The sequence below is a fragment of the Myxococcus sp. CA033 genome (genome assembly GCF_013336625.1).
GTDB lineage: Bacteria > Myxococcota > Myxococcia > Myxococcales > Myxococcaceae > Myxococcus > Myxococcus llanfairpwllgwyngyllgogerychwyrndrobwllllantysiliogogogochensis.
Window position 1 is genome coordinate 84,554 of the sequence record NZ_JABUMU010000011.1, and the last position, 21,665, is coordinate 106,218.

A 21,665-nucleotide genomic window follows, 5' to 3' on the forward strand; every position below is an offset into this window, starting at 1 on the left:
TAGCAGTGCGGCCTGACATTTCCAGAAGGCGGACCCCGGGCCCCGGGCCCGCCCGGACGGCGGCCCCGCAGGCAGGGAGGCGACGGTGGAAAGGTGCGGGAGGGCACCACCTGGGAGGTGGCACCCGCCCACCGGGTGCTACCCGCCCGGACGCGTCTCCGCGGTGCGCGACGCATCAGGGGCACTGCCCGTGGAACGAGGGGGCGTAGGAGACGAGGCGCCTCCCGCCGGCGCCACCACCTGCACCGGAGCGCCGCCCTCGGACGGACGGGGCGCCTTGGCCTCCGCCACCTTCTGCGACAGCGTGGAGTCCAGCCCCTTGGAGAAGGCGGCCACCTGGGGGTCCGCCGCGCCCTGCAGCCGGCGCAGCGACTTCCAGAAGGGATGGTCCGCCTGCCCCGCCTGCACCAGCGCGCGGGCCAGCAGCGTCGAGGCCGCCTCACGGTCCGCCGGCGAAGACGCGCGCAGCGCCACCACCAGCTCCTCCGGCGCCGTGCGAGCCACCTCGCCCAGCGCGACGGACATCTCCGCCTGCGCCTGGGCATCCACACCCGTGGCGCCCGCGAGCTCCAGCACCCGGGCCAGCGCCTCCGTGTTACCGCCCGCCGCCAGCTCCACCATGCTGGTGACGCCGGGCACCTCCACGGACAACACCCGCGCCACTTCCCTCAGCCGGCCATACACGTCGTTGCCCGCCGAGTAGCTGTCCAGGAGCGTGCGCGCGCCCAGGTAGTCATGCGGGTTGGACTGGTAGAGGCTCTCCGCCAGCACCGCGCGCACCGCCGGGTCTCTCTCGCTGCGCCACGCCGTGCGCAGGAAGCCCAGGTTGCGCTGGTCCCTCTGCCGGCCCAGGTCCAGGTACGTCTTGATGCGGGCGGCCACGTCGTCGATGGCGCCCGACGGCTTGCCCCCGTCCGCCAGGGAAGCCACCGCGCTGGAAGGCCCCAGGCTGGAGCCAGTGGCCGCCACCGCCGCGCCCAGCGCATCCAGGCCCGCGACGATGGGCCCGGCACGGCCGGCGAAGTCGTTCACCATCATGGAGAAGGAGAAGCGCTCACCGCCCGCGCTCGTCACGTAGCCGCTCAGCGCGGAGACGCCCTCCAGCGTGCCTGTCTTCGCGCGCAGCTTGCCCACCGCGTCGCTGCCCTCGAAGCGGTACTTCAACGTGCCGTCCTTGCCGGCGATGGGCACCGAGGACAGGTACTCCGGCGCGAAGGGGAAGCGGATGGACATGTGACGGAGCAGCTTGTTGAGCTGGGCTGCGGAGAAGCGGTTCGCGTCGTTCAGGCCGCTGCCGTTCTTCATCACGTATGTGCCGCGGGAGATGCCCACGTCGCGCTCCAGGAACTGCTCCACCACCTCCACGCCCTTGGTGAAGGAGCCCGGCTGGCCTCGCCCTTCCGCGCCCATCGTCTTGAGCAGCTGCTCGGCGACGAAGTTGCTGGAGAGCTTGTTGAGGCGCTTGAGCAGCACGTCGAACGTGTCCGACTGGGCCACGTGCACCGTGCGCGCCTTGGACGGCGTCAGGCCCACCTTCACCCGGCCCTTCACCTTCATGCCCCGCGTGCTCAACAGCTGCTTGAGCGTCTGGCCGAAGTACATGGGAGGGTTGTCGATCTTCTTCCAGACGCTGACGGCCCCGCCGCGCTCGGCCGGCACCTGCCCGCGCACGACGATTTTCTGCTGGGCGCCGGACGGGTCCGACGTCACGGAGACGCGCCGCGCGCGCCGCGCGCCGGTGGACAGCTGGTTGTCCACGATGAAGTAGTCGCTCGGCGGCTCCATCTCCACGGTGCCCTTGGCGCCGGGGCTCGCGCCAGGGCGCAGGAAGATGGCCACCGCGTTCCAGTTGAGGCTCAGCGCGCCGGTGGGCGCCATATAGGCCCGGTCCGAGTCCTCCTGGTCATACCCGGGCGGCGTGCGCTCGGCGTCGAACCAGGAGTCGTCCACGACGATGTCCCCCACCTCGCGCAGACCCGAGTGCCACAGCTCCGACACCACGCCCCACAGGCGCTCGGTCGTGATGGACGGATCACCCTTGCCGCGCACGTAGAGCGTCTTCACCTTGCCGTCCGCGGGCAGCTCCGGCTCGACGAGGAACTCCGTGTCGTAGCGGAACTCCGGCCCGAGCGTCGCCAGCGCCGCCGCGGACGTGACGAGCTTCACGTTCGACGCCGGGTTGAGCAGCTCGTCCGCGTTGTGGGTGAACACCACCGTGCCGTCATCAAGGCTCTGCATGTGCACGCCCACCCGGCTCACCTTGAGCGGGGCGCGTTGGAGCACTTCGAGCAAGGCGGTCCGCAGGGCTTCGCGGTCCGCGCGCTTCTCGGCGGAGGAAGGCGGCGCCGCGACGGCGCCGTATGGAAGCAGCAGGGAAACGATGGCCGTCGCGGCCAAGAGGTGTCTGGCTCGAAGAACCTGCACGCACGCTCCGGGGAAGTCGGCGGCCATTATGGGGAAGGGCGCGAAAGCACGGCAAGGGAGAGGGGGTGCGGGAGTCCACGGTTGGGCGCTCGCTCTACCGCCAAGTGGAAATTGGCACCCCTCACATGTGGACTTCTTTTCACTGCGGTCCTCTCAGCGCCCAAGATGCCGATAAAGCCTGGGCGCATCATGAGGGGTGCCCCTGACAGCCCTGGAGGAAACTTCGATGAGAGCGGTGGTGCAGCGGGTGCTGGAGGCCTCGGTGACGGTGGACGGGCAACGGGTGAGTGACATGGGCCCCGGCCTGCTGGTGCTCCTGGGCGTGGGCAAGGGCGATACGGAAGCGGACGTCGCGTGGATGGTGGAGAAACTCGCCAGCTTGCGAATCTTCGAGGACGCCGCCGGGAAGATGAACCTGTCCCTGGAGGACACCTCCCGTCAGCTCATCGTCGTCAGCCAGTTCACCCTCTACGGAGACGCGCGCAAGGGCCGGCGCCCCAGCTTCATCGACGCCATGGAGCCCGCCGTCGCCAAGGCCCTGTACGAGCGCGCCTGCGAGGGCCTCCGCCAGCGCGGCCTCACCGTGGGCACCGGCATCTTCGCGGCCGACATGAAGGTCGCGCTCGTCAACGACGGGCCTGTCACCCTCATCCTGGACAGCCCGGTTCCGGCTCCGGCGCCACCCAGACCCTAGACGCGGACGGTGCTGCCCTTGGTGACAAGCGCGGCCAGGCCCTGCCTGGCCATCGCCGCCTGGCGGATGTGCGTGGTGAGCGCGCCCAGCTCCCGAATCCAGCTGGCCGCGCGCGGCCCCAGCCCGGAGAAGGCGACGGTCAGCGGCGGAGGCTGAGGCAGCTTGCCCAGCCAGTAGCCGAGCACCTCGTCCTTCTCCGGCAGCGACGGCAGCCTCATGCGCTCCTGCTCGCGGGCGATGAGCCGCTCCAGCTTGCGCGGCAGGTTCACCTGCCAGTGCGCCACCGCGCGGGCCGGGCGCCAGGCCCAGTCGGCGAAGGCGAAGCGCTCGGTGGGGAAATACTCGCCCCGGCCCTGGGTGACGAAGACGCGGTCCGGAGGGAACTCCGGGAACGGGTCCCAGTGTCCCGCCAGGAGCGAGGCCAGCCCCATGTCCGCCAGGGGCCTGAAGCGGAAGCCGTCGCGCACCTCGCGGGCGCCCTTCGAGTCCCAATACGGGTAGTTGGGCTCCTCCAGCATCAGCGACAGGTGCAGCGCCTCGTCCCAGGCGTCCGCGTAGCCGGCGTGCTGCGCGCCCACCTCCCAGCCCGTGGGGCCCTCCTTCCAGGGAAGGAAGGCGAGCCGGTCCACCAGGTCCGACCAGGGGTCGGCGTCCACGGAGCCCAGGCCCCCGGGCACCGCCGTGGCCAGCATCCGCTCGCACAGCATCCGCGCCTGCCCGTCCCCCAGCGTCTCCAGCAGCGACTCCAGGGCCCCGCTCGCGTCGCCCATGGCGCGCGAGAGGAACGGGAGCACCTGCTCGTGGAAGAACCGGTCGTTGATGGGCCGCAACACCACGTCCATGGGGTCCCCCCGTTGGGACACGGCACTTCAGGGCCGTGCGTCTTCCTGGATGATGAGCGCGTGGATGTCCGCGGCCGTGGGCGCTTCCAGGATGGAGGCCCGGAAGCGGGGATTCTTGAAGAGGCGGGAGATGCGGGCCAGCGCCTTGAGGTGCACGCCCGCGCTGTTCTCGGGGGCCACCAGCGCGAAGAACAGGTGGGTGGCCTTCCCGTCGATGGCCTCGAAGTCCACGCCCGCCCGGGACACGCCGAAGGCCGCCTGGAGCTGCGTCATGCCCGGCAGCTTGCCGTGGGGGATGGCCACGCCCTCGCCGATGCCGGTGCTGCCCAGCTTCTCGCGCTCGCGCAGCACCTCCACCAGCCGGTCTTCCTGAAGCAGGGGGTGGGCTCGCACCAACGTGGCGCTCAGCTCGCGCAACACCTCCGGCTTCGTCCGCGACTGCATGTCCGCGATGACGGCTTGGGGGCTGAGGAACTCGGCGATTCTCACTGACGCTCCCGCGCTGGCGCTCCTGAGATGGCGGCAATTACTCCTCACCCTCGATTCGCGCAAGGGTCGCCTGTCGTCCTGGCCCCACGGCCGCTCACTGCGCATCAGGGCCCTGGGGGCCTTGGGTCGCCCCCAGGCCACCCTCCCCGGTCGTCCCCTGGGGCGATATGCGCCGCCCAGGCGACCGTTTTCCGTCGTGAACCCTCCACACTGAAACTGAATCAGGAAGAGAGCGACCGCCATGAAGCGAACGCTGTGCTCGAGCCTTGTCCTCATCTCGGCGCTGACCACCGGCTGCGCCACCACCGCGCGGGGCGTGGCCCTGGGAGACGCCGCCGAGGAGTCCCTGCGCCTGGAAGGCGGCGCCATCACCGGGCCCAGCTCCACGCTGAGCATCACCGAGAACGCCATGCACGGCCGCTACCGTCGCGACCCCGTGTCGCTCGAATGGGACTACCAGAAGATGACGGGCTCGGTGGGCTACCGGGCGACTCGGCTGGAGCTGGCGGAGGGGGATGACACCCGCGTCTGGGGCACCTTCGGCGGAATGACGGTGGACCTCACGGAGGACGGCACGTACCTGCACGGACGCGTGGGGCCCTGCGCCTACGTCCTGAAGCGCGAGGGTGACACCCTGACGGGGGTGCGCGAGTGCGGCAGCGCGCTGGAGAAGGACGTCACCCTGGCCTTCCCCGCGACGCTCCACCAGCGCCCCCTGGGCGAGCGGGCCGCGCTGATGACGCTGGCGCTCGTCAACACCCGGGCGCCCCTCGTCACGACCTCGATGACCATCTCCAGCCTGTCGGGCGGCGACGCGCGCAACGAGCAGAAGGCCGACTCCTGCAAGAAGTTCTACTGAAGGGGGCCTCGGCCCAGCAGGCCCCACCGGGCGCGGTCCACCTTTCGGGGGAGAGGTGGAGCGCGCCGTCTTTTTTCGGACCGATATGCGCCGAGCGCGCCGTCGTTCCTGGCGATGGATGCGCCAGCCGCCATTCCGGGTGGCTGGGGGGACACTGGTGCACGTGGCCGACCACGGGCACTGGATGCGGCATCCATGAAGGAACGGCAACGCCCCCGTCCCACACCGGACGGGGGTGTTCGCGCTCCGCCTCCTCGAGGGGGGTGGCGGAGCGCGACTCTTCCAGACCGGACTGTGACGGCGGGCGGGCTCAGGTCCCCGCGGCGACGGCCAGGGCCGGCGGCTCGTGGGGTTCAATGAGGCCGTACTGGCCATCCTTGCGCCGGTAGACGATGCCCAGCGCGTCCGACTCCACGTTGTGGAAGACGTAGAAGTCGTTGTCCATGAGGTTCATCTGCATCACCGCCTCATCCACCGACAGCTGCTTGACGGTGAGCTGGGTGGCGCGCACCACGCGCGTCGCGGCGCTGGCGGCCGTGTCCACGGGGTCCGCGGCCTTCGTCGTCGTGGACGGCTCCGACGTGGACGTCGCGGCGATGACGGCCAGCTCCTCCGCTTCTGGCACCTCGAAGACGGCGTGACGCACCTTCAGGCTGTTCACCAGGTCCTGGCGGTGATGGACGCGATCTCGACCGTGATGCATCTTCAGCTTGTCGCGGTAGCGGCGCAGCTGGCGCTCGATTTTGTCCATCGCCAGGTCGATGGACGCGTACATGTCATCGCTCTTCTCCCGCCCGCGCAGCACCCAGGCGCCGGATTGGATGGTGATGTCCGCGTGGTGGAGGTAACGCTCCAGTGACAAGACGACGTGTGCCTCTCCTGCTCTGTCCAACAGCTTGTTCACCCGCTCGACCTTCTCGCGTGCGTATTCTTTAAGGGAATCCGACGCCCCGAACTGACGGAAGGTGATGTTGAACTGCATGCGTGGCTGCCTCCTAGGGTGAGGGGAGCTGCGTGACAGATCAGAAACTTCTGACCTCGGGAAAGCAACCCGTCTCCCCACGTTGCCTCTTCCCGAGCGCACCACGCGTCCGGGGGCTGACAACCCGGCGTCGCTGGCCCGCATTCATGCGGGGCACCAGACTCTTCAACCCCTCGGAATCACGCGCTGCGCCACGCCGTGTGTCTCAAGCCGGGTATCGTGAGACACGGGCTCAGGCGAGCAGCCTGCTCACTGCACCGAAACCACCTGCTCCTGCGAGTGGAAGTAGGTGCCCCTGCAGGCAGCCACTCCCTGGCACTCCACCACCTCGCCCTGGACGGTGCCGCTCAAGGTCAAGAGATGCGTGGCCGCGCCCAGCTGGCCGGGCACGGTGAAGGTGATTTTTCCCCCCTCGCGCGTGACGGCCATCCCCGCGGTGACGGTGCCGCCCTCGGGCAGGAGCGTGGCGGCGGCGGCGTTGAGCGACTCGGTCGTCGGGTTCCACTGGAACGAGTACGTCTGTCCCCGCAGCAGTCGCATCGTCGGCCCCGTGAAGGAGCGCTTCGCCTGGCCCTCCTTCATCGTGAGGACGACGGTGTGGCTCGCATCCTGGATGACGACGCGCGCGTCCGTCGGGCCCATCGCCGCCCAGGCATCGGGGTCGAACTCGTAGAAGACCCGCGTGGGCAGGCACACGTCGCGGCCCGCCGTGGCATCGACGCCGCCCTGCTCCAGGAGCATGGCCTGGCCGTTGAACGTCGCGGTGGCGCCGTCATTCAGGCGGGTGCAGCGGTCTCCACCCGCCTGGGAAAATGTCACGGTGACGCGGTGGGAGCCCGGGGCCTGCTCCACTTCGAACAGGTCCACGTCCGCGTGCGAGTACGTCAGCGTGCGGTCCGCGAGCGCCACGAGGTCCACCGACTCGGTGGTGAGGGAGTCACCACAGCCCGCCAGCAGTCCGAGCGCGACAAGGACTCCCGATACCGCGCCACCAGGGAAACGAGAGGAAGAGTGCATACAGGCCGCACCCTATACCCGCCACCCCTGAGGACTGGGAGCAGAACGGCGCCGGGCCGTCACCTTTCCCACCCCCGCGCACGCCCGCCTGTCCGCTAGCCCGCTTGCTGGAGGAAGCCCTCCAGCCGAGCTTTCACTTCCGGCCACTCCGTGTCGATGACGCCGTAGTACGCGCTGTCGCGCACCACCCCGCCGCGCACCAGGACGTGGTTGCGGAGGATGCCCTCGAACTTCGCGCCCATCCGCTCAATCGCCGCGCGAGAGCGCGCGTTGCGCCGGTCCGTCTTGAGCTGCACGCGCATGACTCCGAGCGTCTCGAAGGCCAGGCACAGCAGCAGGTACTTGCACTCGGTATTCACGCGCGTGCGCCACGCCCGGCGGCCCAGCCACGTCCAGCCAATCTCCAGCGTCCGGTGCTCTCGCTGGATGTCCAGGTAGCTGGTGGTGCCCAGGACCTCCCCCGTCTCGCGCTCCACGATGACGAACGGGCGTTCCGTGCCCCGCTCCGCCGCCCCGAGCGCCCGGGTGATGTAGCGCTCCACGTCCTCCTGGGTGCGCAGCACCACCGAGAAGTGGGTGAAGATGTCGTCCTCGCACAGCGCGGCCAGGGCCGGGGCGTGCTCGAGCGCCATGGGCTCCAGGCGCACCGTGCGCCCCTCCAGGACGACGGGCGGCACGACGAGGGGCAGAAGCGCCCGGCGAGGGGCGGCGGCATCGGAGGGGAAAGAAAAAGGGGCGCTCATGGCGCCCCTGAATCTCATCCCCCGGAGAGCCGGGGGAAAGAGCCACTTGTCGCGGGCTCAGTAGTACCGCTTGCGCTTGCTGCTCGGGAGGATGCCCAGCACCTCGCGGTACTTGGCCACCGTGCGGCGCGCGATTTCGGTGCCCTGCGAGCGCAGGAGCTCCACGATCTTCTGGTCCGAGTACGGGTTGCGCGCGTCCTCTTGCGACACGAGCTGCTTGATGTGGTGCTTCACCGCCTCGCTCGCGGTGTCCTCGCCGGACACGCGGGAGATGGACGAGTTGAAGAAGTACTTCAGCTCGAAGATGCCCTGCGGCGTGTGCACGTACTTGCTCGTCGTCACGCGGCTCACCGTGGACTCGTGCATGCCGATGTCCTCGGCCACGTCCCGGAGGATGAGCGGCTTCAAGTGCGCGATGCCCTTGTCCAGGAAGTCCTTCTGGAACTTCACGATGCTCTCGGTGACTTTGTAGATGGTCCGCTGCCGCTGGTGGATGGAGCGGATGAGCCACACCGCGCTGCGCAGCTTGTCCTGGATGAAGTCCTTCGTCTGGCCAGGGCCCACCGCGCCCGTCTTCAGCGCGTTCCGATAGGTGCCGGAGATGCGCAGCTTGGACAGGCCGTCATCGTTGAGCACCACCGTGTACTCTTCCCCCATCTTGTAAACGAACACGTCGGGGGTGATGTACTGCGCGTCGTCGCCGCTGAAGTTGCGGCCCGGCTTGGGGTCCAGCTTGGGGAGCAGCTTCACCGCCTCCACCACCTCTTCCAAGGTGACCTTCAGGTCCTTGGCGATGGCCGGCAGGTTCTTGCTCTCCAGGTACTTCATGTGCCGCTTGATGATGAGGCCCAGGAGCGGCGCGTGCGGCTCCTTCATCCCCTGCAGCTGGATAAGCAGGCACTCCTGCAAATCACGCGCGCCGCAGCCCCGGGGCTCCAGCATCTGGATGCGCCGCAGGGTGCGCTCGGCCACGTGCATGGGCACGTCCGCCTCGTTGCACAGGCGGATGAGCGGGTCGCCCTCCACGTCCGGCAGCTTCAGGTAGCCGTCGTCATCCAGGTTGCCGAGGATGAGCATGGCGACGCGGCGCTCGGCGTCGTTCAGGCGCAGCGTGCCGAGCTGCTCCTGGAGCTGGTCGACCAGGTCCTCCTTCTTGACGAGGTTGGCCTCGAACGACGGCAGGTCGTCCGTGGCCACGTTCCCCTTGTTGGAGGCGGTGGTCTGCTCGTTGAACTGGTAGCTGTTGAGGTACGCCTCCCAGTCGATTTCCGGGGGGCCGTCGCCGTCCGCCTTGAACTCCGTGGCCGTGTCGCTCGTGGCCGCCGGCATGTCCCCGTCGCGCGGCATCTCGACGTTGTCCGCCTCCAGCGACGCTTCCCCGGGCTCCTTGTCCCCCACGTCGCCCGGTGCCTGCTCGTCCGGCTGCTCCAGGAGTGGATTCTGATCCATCTCCTCGCGGACCTGCTCCAACAGCTCCATGCGGGAGAGCTGAAGCAGCTTGATGGCCTGCTGCAGCTGGGGCGTCATCACCAGCTGCTGCGCAAGCTTCAGGCTTTGTTTGAGTTCCATCGCCATGAGACAGGGTCTCCCCGAGTGATTCAGTCCCTACACAACACGGGACCAATCAAAGACCGTGCCAACGTAACAAGGCACCCTGACGACGTCTAGTGGCGCAATCGTGGTCCCTTGCTTGCATATTCAAAATTCCACAAGGAAACCAAGAGCTTACACGCACTGGGCGTGACTCGGCCGTGTTGACCTGTCGACGCAAAAGCGGGGCCAACGCAGTCTATGCATTCGGTTGGCCGAAGGCCAGTCGTCCTCACAAGGGCTGCTGGAGACGGAACCGTTCTCCCAGGTAGACGGCTCGGGCCCGGGGAGAGGCGGCAATCTCGGCGGGTGTCCCCTCTTCGAGGATCTGCCCCTGTGTGATGATGTAGGCGCGATCGCAGATGCCCAGGGTGTCCTGGACGTTGTGGTCGGTGATGAGGACGCCCAGTCCGCGCTCCCGGAGCAGGAATATCTGCCGCTGCAAATCACCGACGTTGATGGGGTCCACGCCGGCGAAGGGCTCGTCGAAGAGGATGAAGCGGGGCTCGGGCAACAGGCTCCGGGCAATCTCCGCGCGGCGGCGCTCGCCACCGGAAAGGGTGCCGCCCAGGGACTCGGAGACGTGGGTGAGGCCGAACTCCTCCAGGATGGCGTTGGCGCGTGTCTCGCGGGCGCGCTTGTCCAGGCCCTTCTGGAGCTCCAGCACGGACAGGAAGTTGTCGCGCACGGTGAGCTTGCGGAAGACGGAGGCTTCCTGGGGCAGATAGCCCACGCCCCGGCGGGCGCGGCGGTGCATGGGCAGGTGCGTGAGGTCCTCGTCGCCCACGCGCACGCGGCCCGCGTCGGGCGTCACCAGGCCCACCACCATGTTGAAGCTCGTCGTCTTGCCGGCGCCGTTGGGGCCCAAGAGGCCCACCACTTCGCCCGGGGCCACGGTGAAGGAGACGCCGTTGACGACCTGGCGCCCGCGATAGGCCTTCTTCAGGCCATCGGCGTGCAGCTTCCCGTCGCTCATCGCGGCTTCGCCTCCTGCGGCTGCGCGGGCGTCGTGCGAGCGGGCGCGGCCTTCCGCCGGGCGGGCGCGGGGGCCGACGGCGGGGACTCGAAGATGATGACGGCGTTCTCCACGTCGAGCCGCTCGCTCCCCAACGTGAGGCGCACCTTCGTCCCGCGCATGTACGTCGTCCCCTGGCGCGCCTCGGGCGTGCCCGTGACGACCAGGACTCCGCTGGCCACGTCGTACTCGGCGCGCTCACCCCGGGCCATGCGGTCGCCATCCACCGCATGCACTCCGCCCGTACACACCACGCGCGTCACCACGCGTGTCTCCGCGAAGTAGGCAATCATCCGGTCGCACTTCAAATCCAGGGTGCGGTGCTTCACCTTCACGTTGCCGGTGAGCGTCGCCTGCGACTTGCCGCCCTCGATGAGGTCGGCGTTGATTTGAACCGGCTCCTTCAGGTCCACCGGGCCCAGCGGGTTCGGGCTTGGACTCGCGGTGCCGGCATCGGCCACCGGAGGCGTCCCGCCATCGACGGGCGTGGCCGCGGCCGCGGGCAGGGGCTGCGCCACGAAGAAGGCCATCACGAGGAACTCAATCACGCTCAGCCGCTCCCAGCACGGTCTCCACCGAGCCTTCGAAGTTGAATGTCTCATCCGGGAAGGACAGTGAGAAACGGTCCGCCCGCAACCGGTACGCCGGCCCTCGCACCTGCACGCCCTCGTTGCCATGCGCGCCCTTCTGGATGGCGTCGTAGGTCAACCGGGGCGTGTTCACCACCATGCCTTCACCCGTGCGCACCACCACGCCTCCGGAGGCCACCAGCTGCTTGGACGCGAGGCTGCCCTCCATATTCGGGGCGCTGATGTCCATGCCCGCGGCGGTGCCCACCGACATGCCCTCCTCGGCGCTGCCCGGGGGGATGCGCAGCGTCGCGTTGGAGGCCTGCACGTCGCCCCCCGCGCGCTGGTACGTCAACTGCTCGGCCTCACCCGACAGCGTGAGGCGCTCGCCCTCGTAGGACATCAGGCGGGCCCCATGGAGCACCACCTGGGGCGGAGGCTGCTGTGGGGGCGCCTCCGCCGGGCGGCGCGGAGAGCACGCGGCGACGAGCAGGCAGGCGGCGAGGAGTCGGACGGACAGGCGCGGCACGGGTGCCTTCTATCACCGGGCGGTGGCGTGCGCCGCCTCGGCGAGCACGGGTTGGGGGGCCACCGGAGGGCGCGTCTTCCAGCGCTGGTGCATCCACACCCACTGCTCGGGGGTGCGCCGGATGGCCGCTTCGATGCGCGCGGACAGGGCCTGGGTGAGCTCCAGCGCCGCGACTTCGCGGTCCTCGCTCACGGGCACGGGCACCTCCTCCATCGACAGCCGGTAGCCCCCACCCTCCACGCGGTGGCAGAAGCCCGTCACCACCGCCGCGCCCGTGCGCACCGCCAGGTCCGCCGGCGCGCGGGGCGTGGCCGCCAGCTCCCCGAAGAAGGGCACGAAGAGCGACTGCACCTTCGTGTCCTGGTCGATGAGCAGGCCCAGGATTTCCCCGGCACGCAGCGCGCGCAGCATGGCCCGCGCCGCCCCGTCCTGGCCGCGCCAGATGCTGCGCACCCCGCCCCGCGCCCGGAAGCGCTCCACCAACACGGTGAGCCGGGGGTCGGTGGTCTCCTTCGCGATGCTCTGGCTGGGGTAGCCCGCGCGGGCCACCCGGCGGGCGAGCAGCTCCCAGTTGCCCACGTGGCCGGTGATGAAGACCACGCCCTTGCCCTTCGCCAGGGCCGCGTCCAGCACGGCCCGGTCTGCGTCCGGCCAGGCCACCAGCTCTTCCAGCCCCCGGTCCAGGGCGCCCGTACAGGCCACCTCCAGCGCCGCGGCGCCCAGGTGCCGGAAGGAGGCGCGGCCCAGGGCCTGCCGCTCCGCGTCGGACTTTTCCGGGAAGGCCACGGTCAGGGACTTCAAGGCCTTGCGACGCTCCCCACCGGCCAGCGTGTAGGCAAGTCCGCCCAGGCGGAAGCCCAGGGCCCGGGCCCAACCCAGGGGGAGGGGTTGAAGGCACAACAGGACGCTGCGGATGAGCAGGTACCGGAGGAAACGTTTCAGGCGCTTTGCTAAGGGGGGATGCTCCACAGTCGCTCCATACCCCATGCGCGAATACAACTTCGACGGGCTCGTCGGTCCTACTCACAACTACGCTGGCCTGTCGCCCGGTAACCTGGCGTCGCAGAGCCATGTCGGAGAGCCGAGCCATCCCCGCGAAGCCGCGCTCCAAGGCCTGGAGAAGATGCGCTTCGTCTCCAGCCTGGGGGTGGGCCAGGCGGTGCTGCCTCCCCAGCCGCGCCCCTCGCTGCGCGCCCTGCGCGCCCTGGGCTTCACCGGCACGGACGAGGAGGTCATCACCCGCGCCGCGCGCGAGGGCGAGCACCTGCTGCGGCTCACCTCCAGCGCTTCCTCCATGTGGACGGCCAACGCCGCCACCGTGGCGCCGAGCACGGACACGGCCGACGGGCGCGTCCACCTGACGCCCGCCAACCTGTCGCAGATGTTCCACCGCGCGCTGGAGGCGGAGACGACGCACTCGGTGCTGCGCGCCATCTTCGCCAACGAGAAGCACTTCGCGGTGCATGCGCCGCTGCCGCCCGGCAGCCACTTCGCGGACGAGGGCGCGGCCAACCACACACGGCTGGCCACTCCGGGACACGCGGGCGTGCACCTGCTCGCCTGGGGGCGCAGCGCGTGGCAGGACGTCCCCGGCCCCAAGCGCTTCCCCGCCCGGCAGACGCTGGAGTCGAGCCAGGCGCTGGCGCGGCTGCACCAGTTGGACGCGCGCTGCGTGCTCTTCCCGCAGCAACACCCGGATGGCATCGACGCGGGCGCCTTCCACACGGACGTGCTCGCGGTGGGCAACGAGCGCTTCCTCATGCTGCACGAGCTGGCGTTCGTGGATTACCCGGGCCTGCTCCAGGTGCTGCGCGAGAAGCTGGGGTCGGACTTCCGCGCGGTGGTGGCCAGCAGCGCGGAGCTGCCGCCCAAGGACGCGGTGAAGGCGTACCCGTTCAACTCGCAGGTGCTGACGCTGCCGGATGGGACGATGGCGATTGTGGCCCCGGTGGAGAGCCGCGAGACGCCCGCCGCGCGCGGCTTCCTGGAGCGCATCCTCGCCGAGGACACCCCGGTGAAGGCCGTGCACTACCTGGACGTGCGCCAGTCCATGAACAACGGCGGAGGCCCCGCGTGCCTGCGCCAGCGCGTGTGGCTGACGGACACCGAGCGCCGGGCCATCGACGCCGACGTCTTCTACACGCCCGCCCTGCACGAGTCCCTGGCCGCATGGGTGCGCCGCCACTACCGCGAGGTGCTGCGCCCGCGCGACCTGCAGGACCCGCAGCTGGCGCGCGAGACGATGACCGCGCTGGATGAGCTCACGCGCATCCTCAAGCTGGGAAGCGTCTACGACTTCCAGCAGTGAGGGGCGGAAGCCCGCTCGCCTGCTCCAGCGACGAGTCGGCGGGCGCCCCTCGGACGGCCATGGTGCCGAGGGGCGTGGGGTGTGGTGGTCGGAACCGTCGGGGTGAGCACCTTTCCATCAAGGAGGTGACGCTTCGTGATTCCGGCATCCATCCAGCACTATCTGCAACACAACCGTGTCCTCTATGAGCGCTACTGGCACCCGCGTGCGGTCACCGCGCAGGAGCTGGCCCAGGCGCTCCATGTCTCGGGTTGGCGCGTGGCCAAGTCCGTCATCGTCATGGCGGACCGACAGCCCTGGATTTTCGTCGTGCCCGCCGCGGGCACCGTGGACCTGGCGCGCGTCCAGGAGCTTCTGGGCTGTCGCACGGCGAGGCTCGCCACGGAGCGGGAGTTCTCCGAGCACTTCCCGGACTGCGAGCTGGGGGCCGAGCCGCCCTTCGGCGAGCTGTATGGGCTCCCGGTCGCGGTGGACGAGACGCTCAGCCTGACGGAGCACCTGCTCATCCGCGCGGGCTCTCACGAAGAGGCCCTGGAGATGCGCTTCCAGGACTTCGCCACGCTGGAGTGGCCGCTGGTGGCCTCCTTCATCCACGAGGGACTGCAGCAACCCGTCCCGTCGGTGACTCCCATCACTCCGCTGCTGATGGAGCAGGAAGCACCGATGCCCGCATGACGCGCCGTCCGTGGACGCTAGGGCTCCACGGGCGGCTCTCTCGGCCCTCCCAACAGGTGCTCCAGCTCCTGGGCCCTCGGGTCGTCCATCAACTCCTTGCGACGGGTGTCCACCCGGGTGCGCTCGGCGGACTCCAGGCGCGTCATCCACGCCCGCGCGGCCTCGCGGGAGTCGGGCGGTAGCAATCCCAGCCCCTCGCGCACGGAGCGCGCCGCGGCGTCATAGCGACGCAGTGACTCCTGCAACCGCGCCACCGCGAAGTACCCCTCCGCGCTCGGCACCAGCCGCGCCGCCGTCTGTCGTCGCTCCACCGCGCGAGACAGCAGCCCCTCACGCTCCAGGCCGTCCGCCTCCATCGACAGCATCCGCGCCCGCTGGCGGTAGTCCGAGATGAGGCCGCCCACCGACTGGAGCGTCTCGCGAGCGCGCCGCGTCAGCCCCGCCTCCAACTGCCAGGAGGCCAGGGTGAAGGCCAGCTCCACGTTTCCCGGGTGACGGGCCCGCAGCGCCTCCACGACCCCGAGCGAGGCGTCGAGTTCGCCCCGGCCCTTGAGCACCTCCGCGCGCAACAGCGCGGTGTCCAGTCGCTCCGGCTCACGACGCTCGACCTGCGCGCAGGCGGCCTCCGCTTCCAGCAGCTCCTTGCGCAGCAGGCGCAGCCGCGCCTCGCGCGTCCACAGCTCCGTCACGCCGTGCCGTCCCTCGAAGTGCTCCCGGGCCCAGGCCCCGTAGGCCAGCGCCAGTTCCTGACGCCCGGGCGTGTTGCTCAGCGCGTCCATGAGTCGGCCCGCCACCTCCGGCGAGTCCGGCGTCATCGTCGCCAGCTCTTCCACCGAATGCGCCCGGCGCACCGCTTCTCCCAGGAGCGCACCGGCATCACCCGCCTCGTGCGCCAGCCGGTACTCCAGGAAGCCTTGCGAGCGGCGGCCCAGGGCCAGCAACGCGCGCCCAGCGACTCGATGGGACACGGCATCCCGAGGGGCCAGGTACAGCGCGCGATTGACGAAGGCCAGCGTGTCCCCCGCGCCTTCACCTCCGCGCGAGGCATGGGCCGAAGCCACCAGCCGATACAGCAGATAGTCCGAGGGGTGCCGGGCGATGAGCTCCAGGCCCTTGGCGTGCACCACGTCCACGGGCGCTCGGGCACTGACGAGCGCCGCCAGCTCCGCCTCCGCGTCCGCCAGACGGTGCGCCCCCGGCACGAGCGCCAGCAACCCCAAAACCGTCAGCGCGACGCTTGCGCCCAGCAACACCGGCGATGGCGTCAGTCCCTGCCGCGCTCCCTCCGTTGCCCTGCCGCGCTCCCGAGGCCGGGCCACCGCGCCCAGCACGAGCAGCGTGGCCACCGCGCAGGCCGGCAGCTCCCAACTGAAGTCGAAGAGGTTATGCAGCCCCAGCGCCGCCACGCCCGAAAGCACCGCCAGCTCCAGCGCATCCAGGTCCTCGCGGCGCACCAGCCGCACGAAGCCCCAGAGCGCCACGGCCAGCAGCAACAGCCCTGGGAGGCCCAGCTCCGTCGCAGCCTGGAGCACCGCGTTCTCCGGATGCGTGAGCGTGTTCGGGTTGGGCTCGGACTGGTAGCGAGGGAAGACCGCCTCGAACGCGCCGCGCCCCATGCCCAGCACGGGGAAGGCTCGCGCGGCTTGCGCCATCATCGGCCACAGCGCCACCTTGGACTGACTCAGCTTCTCGATGCTGTTCGCGGAGCGTGCCTCGGCCCACAGCGAGTCCGCCGCGACGTAGGCGCCCACCGCCAGCACCGCCAGCAGACCCAGCAGGGCGGCGGTGCTCCGGGCCCACCGGGGCGCGCCGCCCTCGCGGCGCTGACGCACCAGCCACAGCATCAACAGCGCCTGTCCGAAGAGGAAGAAGGCGATGCCCCCGCGCGAGAGCGACAGCAGCACCCCCAGGCCACTGGCGCCCGCCGCCAGCGCGAAGGGCAGCGCTTTCGAGCGAGGCCGCGTGGTGAGGGCCAGCCCCACGCCCACCGAGGCCGCGAGCCCGAGGAAGCCCGCGAGGTGGTTGGGGTTGGCGAAGAACGTCACCAGCGGGGGCCGCGCATGCACCCAGGGCATCATCCCGAAGAGGGAGTGCATGCCGAGCAGCGCATGTCCCAGGCCGACGACAACCACCGCCGCGCCACTGAAGGCCACCACCGCGAGCAGGCGCCGACGGCTGTCCCGGGCCCGACACACCTGGACCGCGGCGAGGAAGGTCATGAGATATGCGAGGTGCTTGGACAGCTCGCGCCACGTGGCCGAGGAGTCCAACGACACTGGCCGCGCGCCCGTGAGGCCCAGCGGCTCCAGCGCGAACTCGCGCAGCGCGGCGGCCTCCGGACTCAGCACGCGCAGCACCCCCTCCGGCAGGGGGACGAGTTGCACCGCGCACAGCACCACGCTCGCCGCCAGGGGCACGGCCAGTAGGGGAACACGCAGCGACTGGCCCTGGCGCCGGGCCCCGATTCCCGCGAGCAGCGCCGCCGCGCCCGCGAGCCCCATCAGCGGCCAGGCCACCCACCGCGCCGCGCCGCCGAGCGCCAGCGGACACACCACGACAAGAGTGGCCAGGGCCACTTCGGCGAGCCGGGTGTACCGGGAGCAGCTGCGATGCGAGGGGGCCATTCGGAGCGGGGCGGAGAGTATGACACGAGCCTCGGAGGCCTCTTCTTTCCGTCCCGGGTTCCCGCTCGGCGGCTGACAGAGCCGGCAAGCTCGAAGCCCGTGGGCCCCCGGCCACATTCCTCACAGGGCTCGCGGGTCCACCGGTCGAGGCCCGCATCTCGGGCGCTGTCGAGGACCGGCGCGGGCGTCAGGTGGCACCAGGGGGAGAACCAGCCCCCTCTGTCAGGCGTTGAAATCCGCGCTGCCCTCGGGACGCAGGGGCCCCTCGGCTCGCCGGCCCTCCCAGGCCCGGGAGTCAGGACGAGCGAGCGGGCCTGTCCGGCATCCGTTCATGCACGCCCGGGCCCGGAGTTGGCTTGCATCCGGAAGACCTTCTGGCATGTTCGCCGCACCCATGCGCCGCTTCCTCCTCACCGCCGCCCTCCTCTGCTCCACCCTGTCCGGTCTCACCGGCTGCAAGGGGGCCTGCCGCGAGCTGTCCGAGAAGCTGTGCGACTGCTCCATCAACTCCGTGGAGAAGGAGCTGTGCCTCCAGAACGCCTCGCTCGACGAGAGCCGCGTGGAGCCCACGCCCGAGGACGAGGTCGTCTGCGAGGCGAAGCTCGAGGGCTGCGACTGCAAGAAGATTGAAACCCCCGAAGGCAAGCGCGAGTGCGGCATCGCCCGTCCGGGCGGCGTCGACTGACGTGGCTGGCTCAGGCCCCCGACACCCCAGTCCGGGCCGCGCCAGCAGCACCCTCCGCGTCCACCCAGGGCTGAAGCGCCTTGCGCACCCGGGAGCGAAGCGGCGTCTCGACGTACCGGTGCACCAGCACGGACGTCGGGACCGCCAAGAGCAGCACCGAGCCCAACCACCCCAGCGGCGTGTTGAGGTCCACCCAGGGCGACAGCACGCGCTCCAGCTTCATGGCCGCCTCGCCCGCGGGGTACTGCAGCAGGTACAGCGCGTAGCTCGCCGCCCCCAGGTGCACCACCAGCGGGCGCGACAGCCCCCAGCCGAGCCACCCTCCCCCGCGCGCCAGCCCGTACACCAGCAGCCCCGACGCGGGCGCCAGCAGCGCGTTGTGCATCAGCGGATAGGGAATCCACTCCCCCGCCGCGCCGGCCGCCACCAGCAGCGCCGCGCCGATTGAAGCCAGCACCGCGCCCGAGCCCTTCGTCCCACCCGCCGCGCGCTCGCGCACGAAGCACCAGCCCAGCAGCACCCCGAAGAGGAACTCCGGCAGCCGCGCCAGCGGGGTGAACTTCACCACCGACAGCCACACGCCTCCCGAGTGCGCGTCCAGCGCCCCCGGCCCGTCCGGCCGCAGCGCGAGGTAGAGCACCGGCGGCGTCAGCCCCAGCACCCAGACCGCGCCCATCAACATGGGCAGCCGCGAGGGACGCAGCGTGGGCAGCCACCGCGCGAGCCGGGGGAAGAGGGCATAGAAGAACCCCTCCACCGCCACGGACCAGCCCGGGGGATTCCAGTACAGCGTCAGCCGGGGCACCCAGGCCTGCACCAGCGCCAGCGTCGCCACCGCGCCCACCGCGAGCTTCACGCAGGCGAGCTTCCAGCCGTTGTCCGCCACCGACGCGAGGACGGTGGGCGGCGCGGACAGCAGGAAGGTCAGCAGATAGACGGGATAGACGCGGGCGGCACGGGCGACGAGGAAGGCGCGCGTCCCGGTCTCCATCCGCCCGTCGACGTCCAGGTAGTTCCAGGCGAGGACGAAGCCGGACAGGACGAAGAAGACGCCCACGGCGGAGTAGCCCGCGCCCACGAAGTTCCGCAGCCACTCCGGCGCCGGCTCCAGGGCCGGGCGCGCGAAGTGGAACAACACGACATGCAGGGCCGCGAAGAAACGCAGCCCCGTCAGGGCATCGAGCGAACCGCCTCGGCTCACCGGCGGCCGATGCCGTAGTACGTGAAGCCCAGCTCGCGGATGCGCACCGGGTCGAACACGTTGCGGCCGTCGAAGATGACCGGCGCCTTCATCAGCGACTTCATGCGCTCGAAGTCCGGGTGGCGGAACTCGTTCCACTCCGTGACGACGAAGAGCGCGTCCACGCCCTCCAGCGCCTCGTACGGCACGCTGGCGTAGCGGATGCGGTCACCGAAGACGCGCTTCGCGGTGTGCGTGGACACCGGGTCGTGCGCCACCACCGACGCGCCCTTGCCGATGAGGCCCTCGATGACGTCGATGGACGGCGCCTCGCGCATGTCGTCCGTCTTCGGCTTGAAGGCCAGGCCCCACACGCCGAACTTCTTGCCCTCCAGCGAGCCGCCGAAGTGCTTGGTCGCCTTGTTCACCAGGAGCTTCTTCTGCCGCTCGTTGGTGCGCTCCACGGCGCGCAGCAGGTCCAGCTCCAGGCCGAACTCACGCGCGGTGGCACCCAGCGCCTTCACGTCCTTGGGGAAGCACGAGCCGCCGTAACCCACGCCCGGGAAGAGGAACGGGTAGCCGATGCGCTTGTCGGAGCCCAGGCCCTTGCGCACGAAGTCCACGTCCGCGCCGACCTTCTCGCACAGCGCGGAGATGTCGTTCATGAACGAGATGCGCGTGGCGAGCATCGCGTTGGCGGCGTACTTGGTCAGCTCCGCCGAGCGCGTGTCCATGAACAGCACGGGGTTCTCGGTGCGCACGAAGGGCGCGTACAGCTCGCCCATGACCTTGCGGCCGCGCTCGGAGTCCACGCCGATGACGACGCGGTCCGGCTTGAGGAAGTCGTCCAGCGCGGCGCCTTCCTTGAGGAACTCCGGGTTGGAGACGACGTCGAACTCGACGCTCGTCACCTTGCGGATGGCGTCGCGCACCTTGTCCGCGGTGCCCACCGGCACGGTGCTCTTGTCCACGACGACGGTGTACTGCTTCATCGCCTTGCCAATCTGCTCGGCGGCGGCCAGCACGTACTGGAGGTCGGCGTCGCCGCTCTCACCCTCGGGCGTGCCCACGGCGATGAAGACGACGTGCGCGTTGGAGACCGCCTCCGGCAGGTCGCGCGTGAAGGACAGGCGCTTCTCGCGGACGTTCTTCTTGATGAGCTCCTCGAGGCCGGGCTCGTAGATGGGCACCTCGCCCGCCTGGAGCATCCGGATCTTCCGCTCGTCGATGTCCACGCACGTGACGTCGTTGCCCGAGTCCGCGAAGCAGGTGCCCGCGACCAGGCCGACGTAGCCCGTTCCGATGATGGCGATACGCATTGAAAGAGTCCCAGTGGGGAGGTGTCTTGACCAGAACTCATACGCCGGGACGCGCTCGGAAAGAAAGCCCGTCCCAGGGGCCCGCACAGCGGCCGGGCAGCCTCACTGCCCCGTGAGCAGACGGCGCACTCTTTCCAACCCTCTGAGAGCCGAAGTGCGCCCGGGGGTGCTGACTGGACCCACCACCGTCCGGTCCAGCAGCTCCCGAGTCGCCCGACGCAGCGGCGGCAAGGCGGCGGTGGCCTCCGCGGCGGCCTCCGGGAAGAGCCGGGCGACGATGGACAGCGACGTGTAGAGGGCGCGCTCCAGGCGCCACTCCGCGGCCCGGGCGAGCAGCGCGGGGATGTCGAGCGGCCGGGAGTACACGCCGCCCATCCACTTGGCGCCGGTGACGAGCTCTCGCAGGTCGATGAAGGACAGCCAGGGTACGTCATACCCCTGACGCGCGTGCTCCAGGCACACGAGGAGGACCGAATCCTCCAGGTCGGCCCGGAACATGGACGGGCCGTAGACCTTCATGGGTTTGGCGCGCTCGATGATGCCGGCGGTCTGCTCGCGGCGCTGGGGACCCAGGATGTCGGAGTAGAGGTAGATGGCGGTGCGCCCGTCGGAGACGAGCTTCGTGGCGCCGCTGTGGGAGGTGTCCGTCTCCGGCTTGAACTCGTGGTTGGAGAGGAAGCCCGCGAAGCCGTCCACGTCCATGCGGCGCATGAGGAGCTGGAGGTCCAGCACGGGGCGGAAGCCGATGTGCGGGTAGAGGGCCTCGGCGAAGGCGGCGGAGCCGATGAGCACCAGCTTGCGGCCTTGCAGCTCGTCCACCACCTGCTTGAAGTTGACGAGCTTCATCACGTTGTCGTTGACGGAGCCCTGGTAGATGGCGAGCAGCCTGTCTCGGGCCCACTCGGGCGCGGCGCTGGCGCCCAGGCGGTACTCCAGGTTGTAGGCCGCCAGCGGGGCCAGGCCCTGGGCGATGGCCCAGTCGACGTATTCCTCCCAGGGCGCGCCCTTGAGGGCTCCTCGCGGTGGTTCGAACGAGGCGAGGACGCGGAAGGTGTCGAGCAGGCTGAGCGGCATGGTGGCCCCCTTTAACGGGCCCACCGCATCGCCTGCAATCACTGCCT

General features: G+C 70.1%; 20 protein-coding genes. 5 read left to right on the top strand and 15 right to left on the bottom strand.

Going from position 1 to position 21,665, the window contains the following annotated elements; all coding sequences use genetic code 11:
* Positions 1-138 precede the first annotated feature (138 nt).
* Entirely contained in the window at positions 139-2,424 is a 2,286-nt protein-coding gene (gene dacB / locus HUA78_RS24835) for a D-alanyl-D-alanine carboxypeptidase/D-alanyl-D-alanine-endopeptidase (protein WP_141645561.1), read from the bottom strand.
* A gap of 226 nt (positions 2,425-2,650) precedes the next feature.
* On the opposite strand from dacB, the gene dtd reads away from it, so the two are divergent.
* Positions 2,651-3,118: a D-aminoacyl-tRNA deacylase gene (gene dtd / locus HUA78_RS24840; protein ID WP_141645560.1), complete on the top strand. Its 468-nt coding sequence runs from the start codon at positions 2,651-2,653 to the stop codon at positions 3,116-3,118.
* On the opposite strand, the gene HUA78_RS24845 is transcribed toward dtd, so the two are convergent.
* Together HUA78_RS24845 and HUA78_RS24850 are read right to left on the bottom strand one after the other, a co-directional pair.
* Complete coding sequence (locus HUA78_RS24845; RefSeq protein ID WP_141645559.1) at positions 3,115-3,960, bottom strand: hypothetical protein; 846 nt, start codon at positions 3,958-3,960, stop codon at positions 3,115-3,117. The genes dtd and HUA78_RS24845 overlap by 4 nt on opposite strands.
* Positions 3,961-3,987: 27 nt before the next feature.
* Positions 3,988-4,449, bottom strand: coding sequence for a PTS sugar transporter subunit IIA (locus tag HUA78_RS24850; RefSeq protein ID WP_174454573.1), 462 nt, complete (start codon positions 4,447-4,449; stop codon positions 3,988-3,990).
* Positions 4,450-4,690: 241 nt separating this feature from the next.
* Between HUA78_RS24850 and HUA78_RS24855 the strand changes: the two genes are divergently transcribed.
* Positions 4,691-5,308: a hypothetical protein gene (locus HUA78_RS24855; protein ID WP_174454572.1), complete on the top strand. Its 618-nt coding sequence runs from the start codon at positions 4,691-4,693 to the stop codon at positions 5,306-5,308.
* A gap of 310 nt (positions 5,309-5,618) precedes the next feature.
* Here HUA78_RS24855 and hpf read toward each other — a convergent pair whose 3' ends face one another.
* The 8 genes from hpf to HUA78_RS24895 form a co-directional block, all read right to left on the bottom strand.
* The gene (gene hpf / locus HUA78_RS24860) at positions 5,619-6,290 is read right to left on the bottom strand and encodes a ribosome hibernation-promoting factor, HPF/YfiA family (protein ID WP_174454571.1); all 672 of its coding nucleotides are present in this window, start codon (positions 6,288-6,290) and stop codon (positions 5,619-5,621) included.
* Between the two features lie 249 nt (positions 6,291-6,539).
* Entirely contained in the window at positions 6,540-7,307 is a 768-nt protein-coding gene (locus HUA78_RS24865; RefSeq protein WP_174459733.1) for a hypothetical protein, read from the bottom strand.
* A 95-nt stretch (positions 7,308-7,402) separates the two neighbouring features.
* The gene (locus tag HUA78_RS24870) at positions 7,403-8,050 is read right to left on the bottom strand and encodes a GNAT family N-acetyltransferase (protein ID WP_174477305.1); all 648 of its coding nucleotides are present in this window, start codon (positions 8,048-8,050) and stop codon (positions 7,403-7,405) included.
* A gap of 57 nt (positions 8,051-8,107) precedes the next feature.
* Positions 8,108-9,625 carry an RNA polymerase factor sigma-54 gene (gene rpoN, locus HUA78_RS24875; protein WP_141645553.1) on the bottom strand — a complete coding sequence of 506 codons (1,518 nt, stop codon included), beginning with the start codon at positions 9,623-9,625 and terminating at the stop codon, positions 8,108-8,110.
* Positions 9,626-9,872: 247 nt separating this feature from the next.
* Complete coding sequence (gene lptB, locus HUA78_RS24880; protein ID WP_141645552.1) at positions 9,873-10,616, bottom strand: LPS export ABC transporter ATP-binding protein; 744 nt, start codon at positions 10,614-10,616, stop codon at positions 9,873-9,875.
* Complete coding sequence (locus HUA78_RS24885; protein WP_141645551.1) at positions 10,613-11,203, bottom strand: LptA/OstA family protein; 591 nt, start codon at positions 11,201-11,203, stop codon at positions 10,613-10,615. The genes lptB and HUA78_RS24885 overlap by 4 nt, the downstream gene beginning before the upstream one ends.
* Positions 11,196-11,744, bottom strand: a complete 549-nt coding sequence (locus HUA78_RS24890) for a hypothetical protein (protein WP_174460427.1) — start codon at positions 11,742-11,744, stop codon at positions 11,196-11,198. Before HUA78_RS24890 ends, HUA78_RS24885 begins: the two co-directional genes overlap by 8 nt.
* Positions 11,745-11,765: 21 nt before the next feature.
* Positions 11,766-12,722 carry a lysophospholipid acyltransferase family protein gene (locus tag HUA78_RS24895; protein ID WP_174454566.1) on the bottom strand — a complete coding sequence of 319 codons (957 nt, stop codon included), beginning with the start codon at positions 12,720-12,722 and terminating at the stop codon, positions 11,766-11,768.
* 16 nt (positions 12,723-12,738) lie between these two features.
* Between HUA78_RS24895 and astB the strand changes: the two genes are divergently transcribed.
* A complete protein-coding gene (astB, locus tag HUA78_RS24900; RefSeq protein ID WP_174477306.1) occupies positions 12,739-14,061 on the top strand; it encodes an N-succinylarginine dihydrolase in 1,323 nt (440 codons plus the stop codon).
* 135 nt (positions 14,062-14,196) lie between these two features.
* Positions 14,197-14,736: a YbaK/EbsC family protein gene (locus HUA78_RS24905; protein ID WP_174454564.1), complete on the top strand. Its 540-nt coding sequence runs from the start codon at positions 14,197-14,199 to the stop codon at positions 14,734-14,736.
* Between the two features lie 17 nt (positions 14,737-14,753).
* Here HUA78_RS24905 and HUA78_RS24910 read toward each other — a convergent pair whose 3' ends face one another.
* The gene (locus tag HUA78_RS24910; RefSeq protein ID WP_174477307.1) at positions 14,754-17,360 is read right to left on the bottom strand and encodes an O-antigen ligase family protein; all 2,607 of its coding nucleotides are present in this window, start codon (positions 17,358-17,360) and stop codon (positions 14,754-14,756) included.
* A gap of 379 nt (positions 17,361-17,739) precedes the next feature.
* On the opposite strand from HUA78_RS24910, the gene HUA78_RS24915 reads away from it, so the two are divergent.
* The gene (locus tag HUA78_RS24915; protein ID WP_141645546.1) at positions 17,740-18,045 is read left to right on the top strand and encodes a hypothetical protein; all 306 of its coding nucleotides are present in this window, start codon (positions 17,740-17,742) and stop codon (positions 18,043-18,045) included.
* Positions 18,046-18,055: 10 nt separating this feature from the next.
* Here HUA78_RS24915 and HUA78_RS24920 read toward each other — a convergent pair whose 3' ends face one another.
* The 3 genes from HUA78_RS24920 to HUA78_RS24930 all read right to left on the bottom strand — a co-directional run bounded on the left by HUA78_RS24920 (position 18,056) and on the right by HUA78_RS24930 (position 21,618).
* Complete coding sequence (locus tag HUA78_RS24920; RefSeq protein WP_174477308.1) at positions 18,056-19,246, bottom strand: acyltransferase; 1,191 nt, start codon at positions 19,244-19,246, stop codon at positions 18,056-18,058.
* Positions 19,243-20,544 carry a UDP-glucose/GDP-mannose dehydrogenase family protein gene (locus HUA78_RS24925; RefSeq protein WP_174454561.1) on the bottom strand — a complete coding sequence of 434 codons (1,302 nt, stop codon included), beginning with the start codon at positions 20,542-20,544 and terminating at the stop codon, positions 19,243-19,245. Before HUA78_RS24925 ends, HUA78_RS24920 begins: the two co-directional genes overlap by 4 nt.
* A gap of 102 nt (positions 20,545-20,646) precedes the next feature.
* The gene (locus tag HUA78_RS24930; protein WP_174454560.1) at positions 20,647-21,618 is read right to left on the bottom strand and encodes a nucleotidyltransferase family protein; all 972 of its coding nucleotides are present in this window, start codon (positions 21,616-21,618) and stop codon (positions 20,647-20,649) included.
* Between the last annotated feature and the right edge of the window lie 47 nt (positions 21,619-21,665).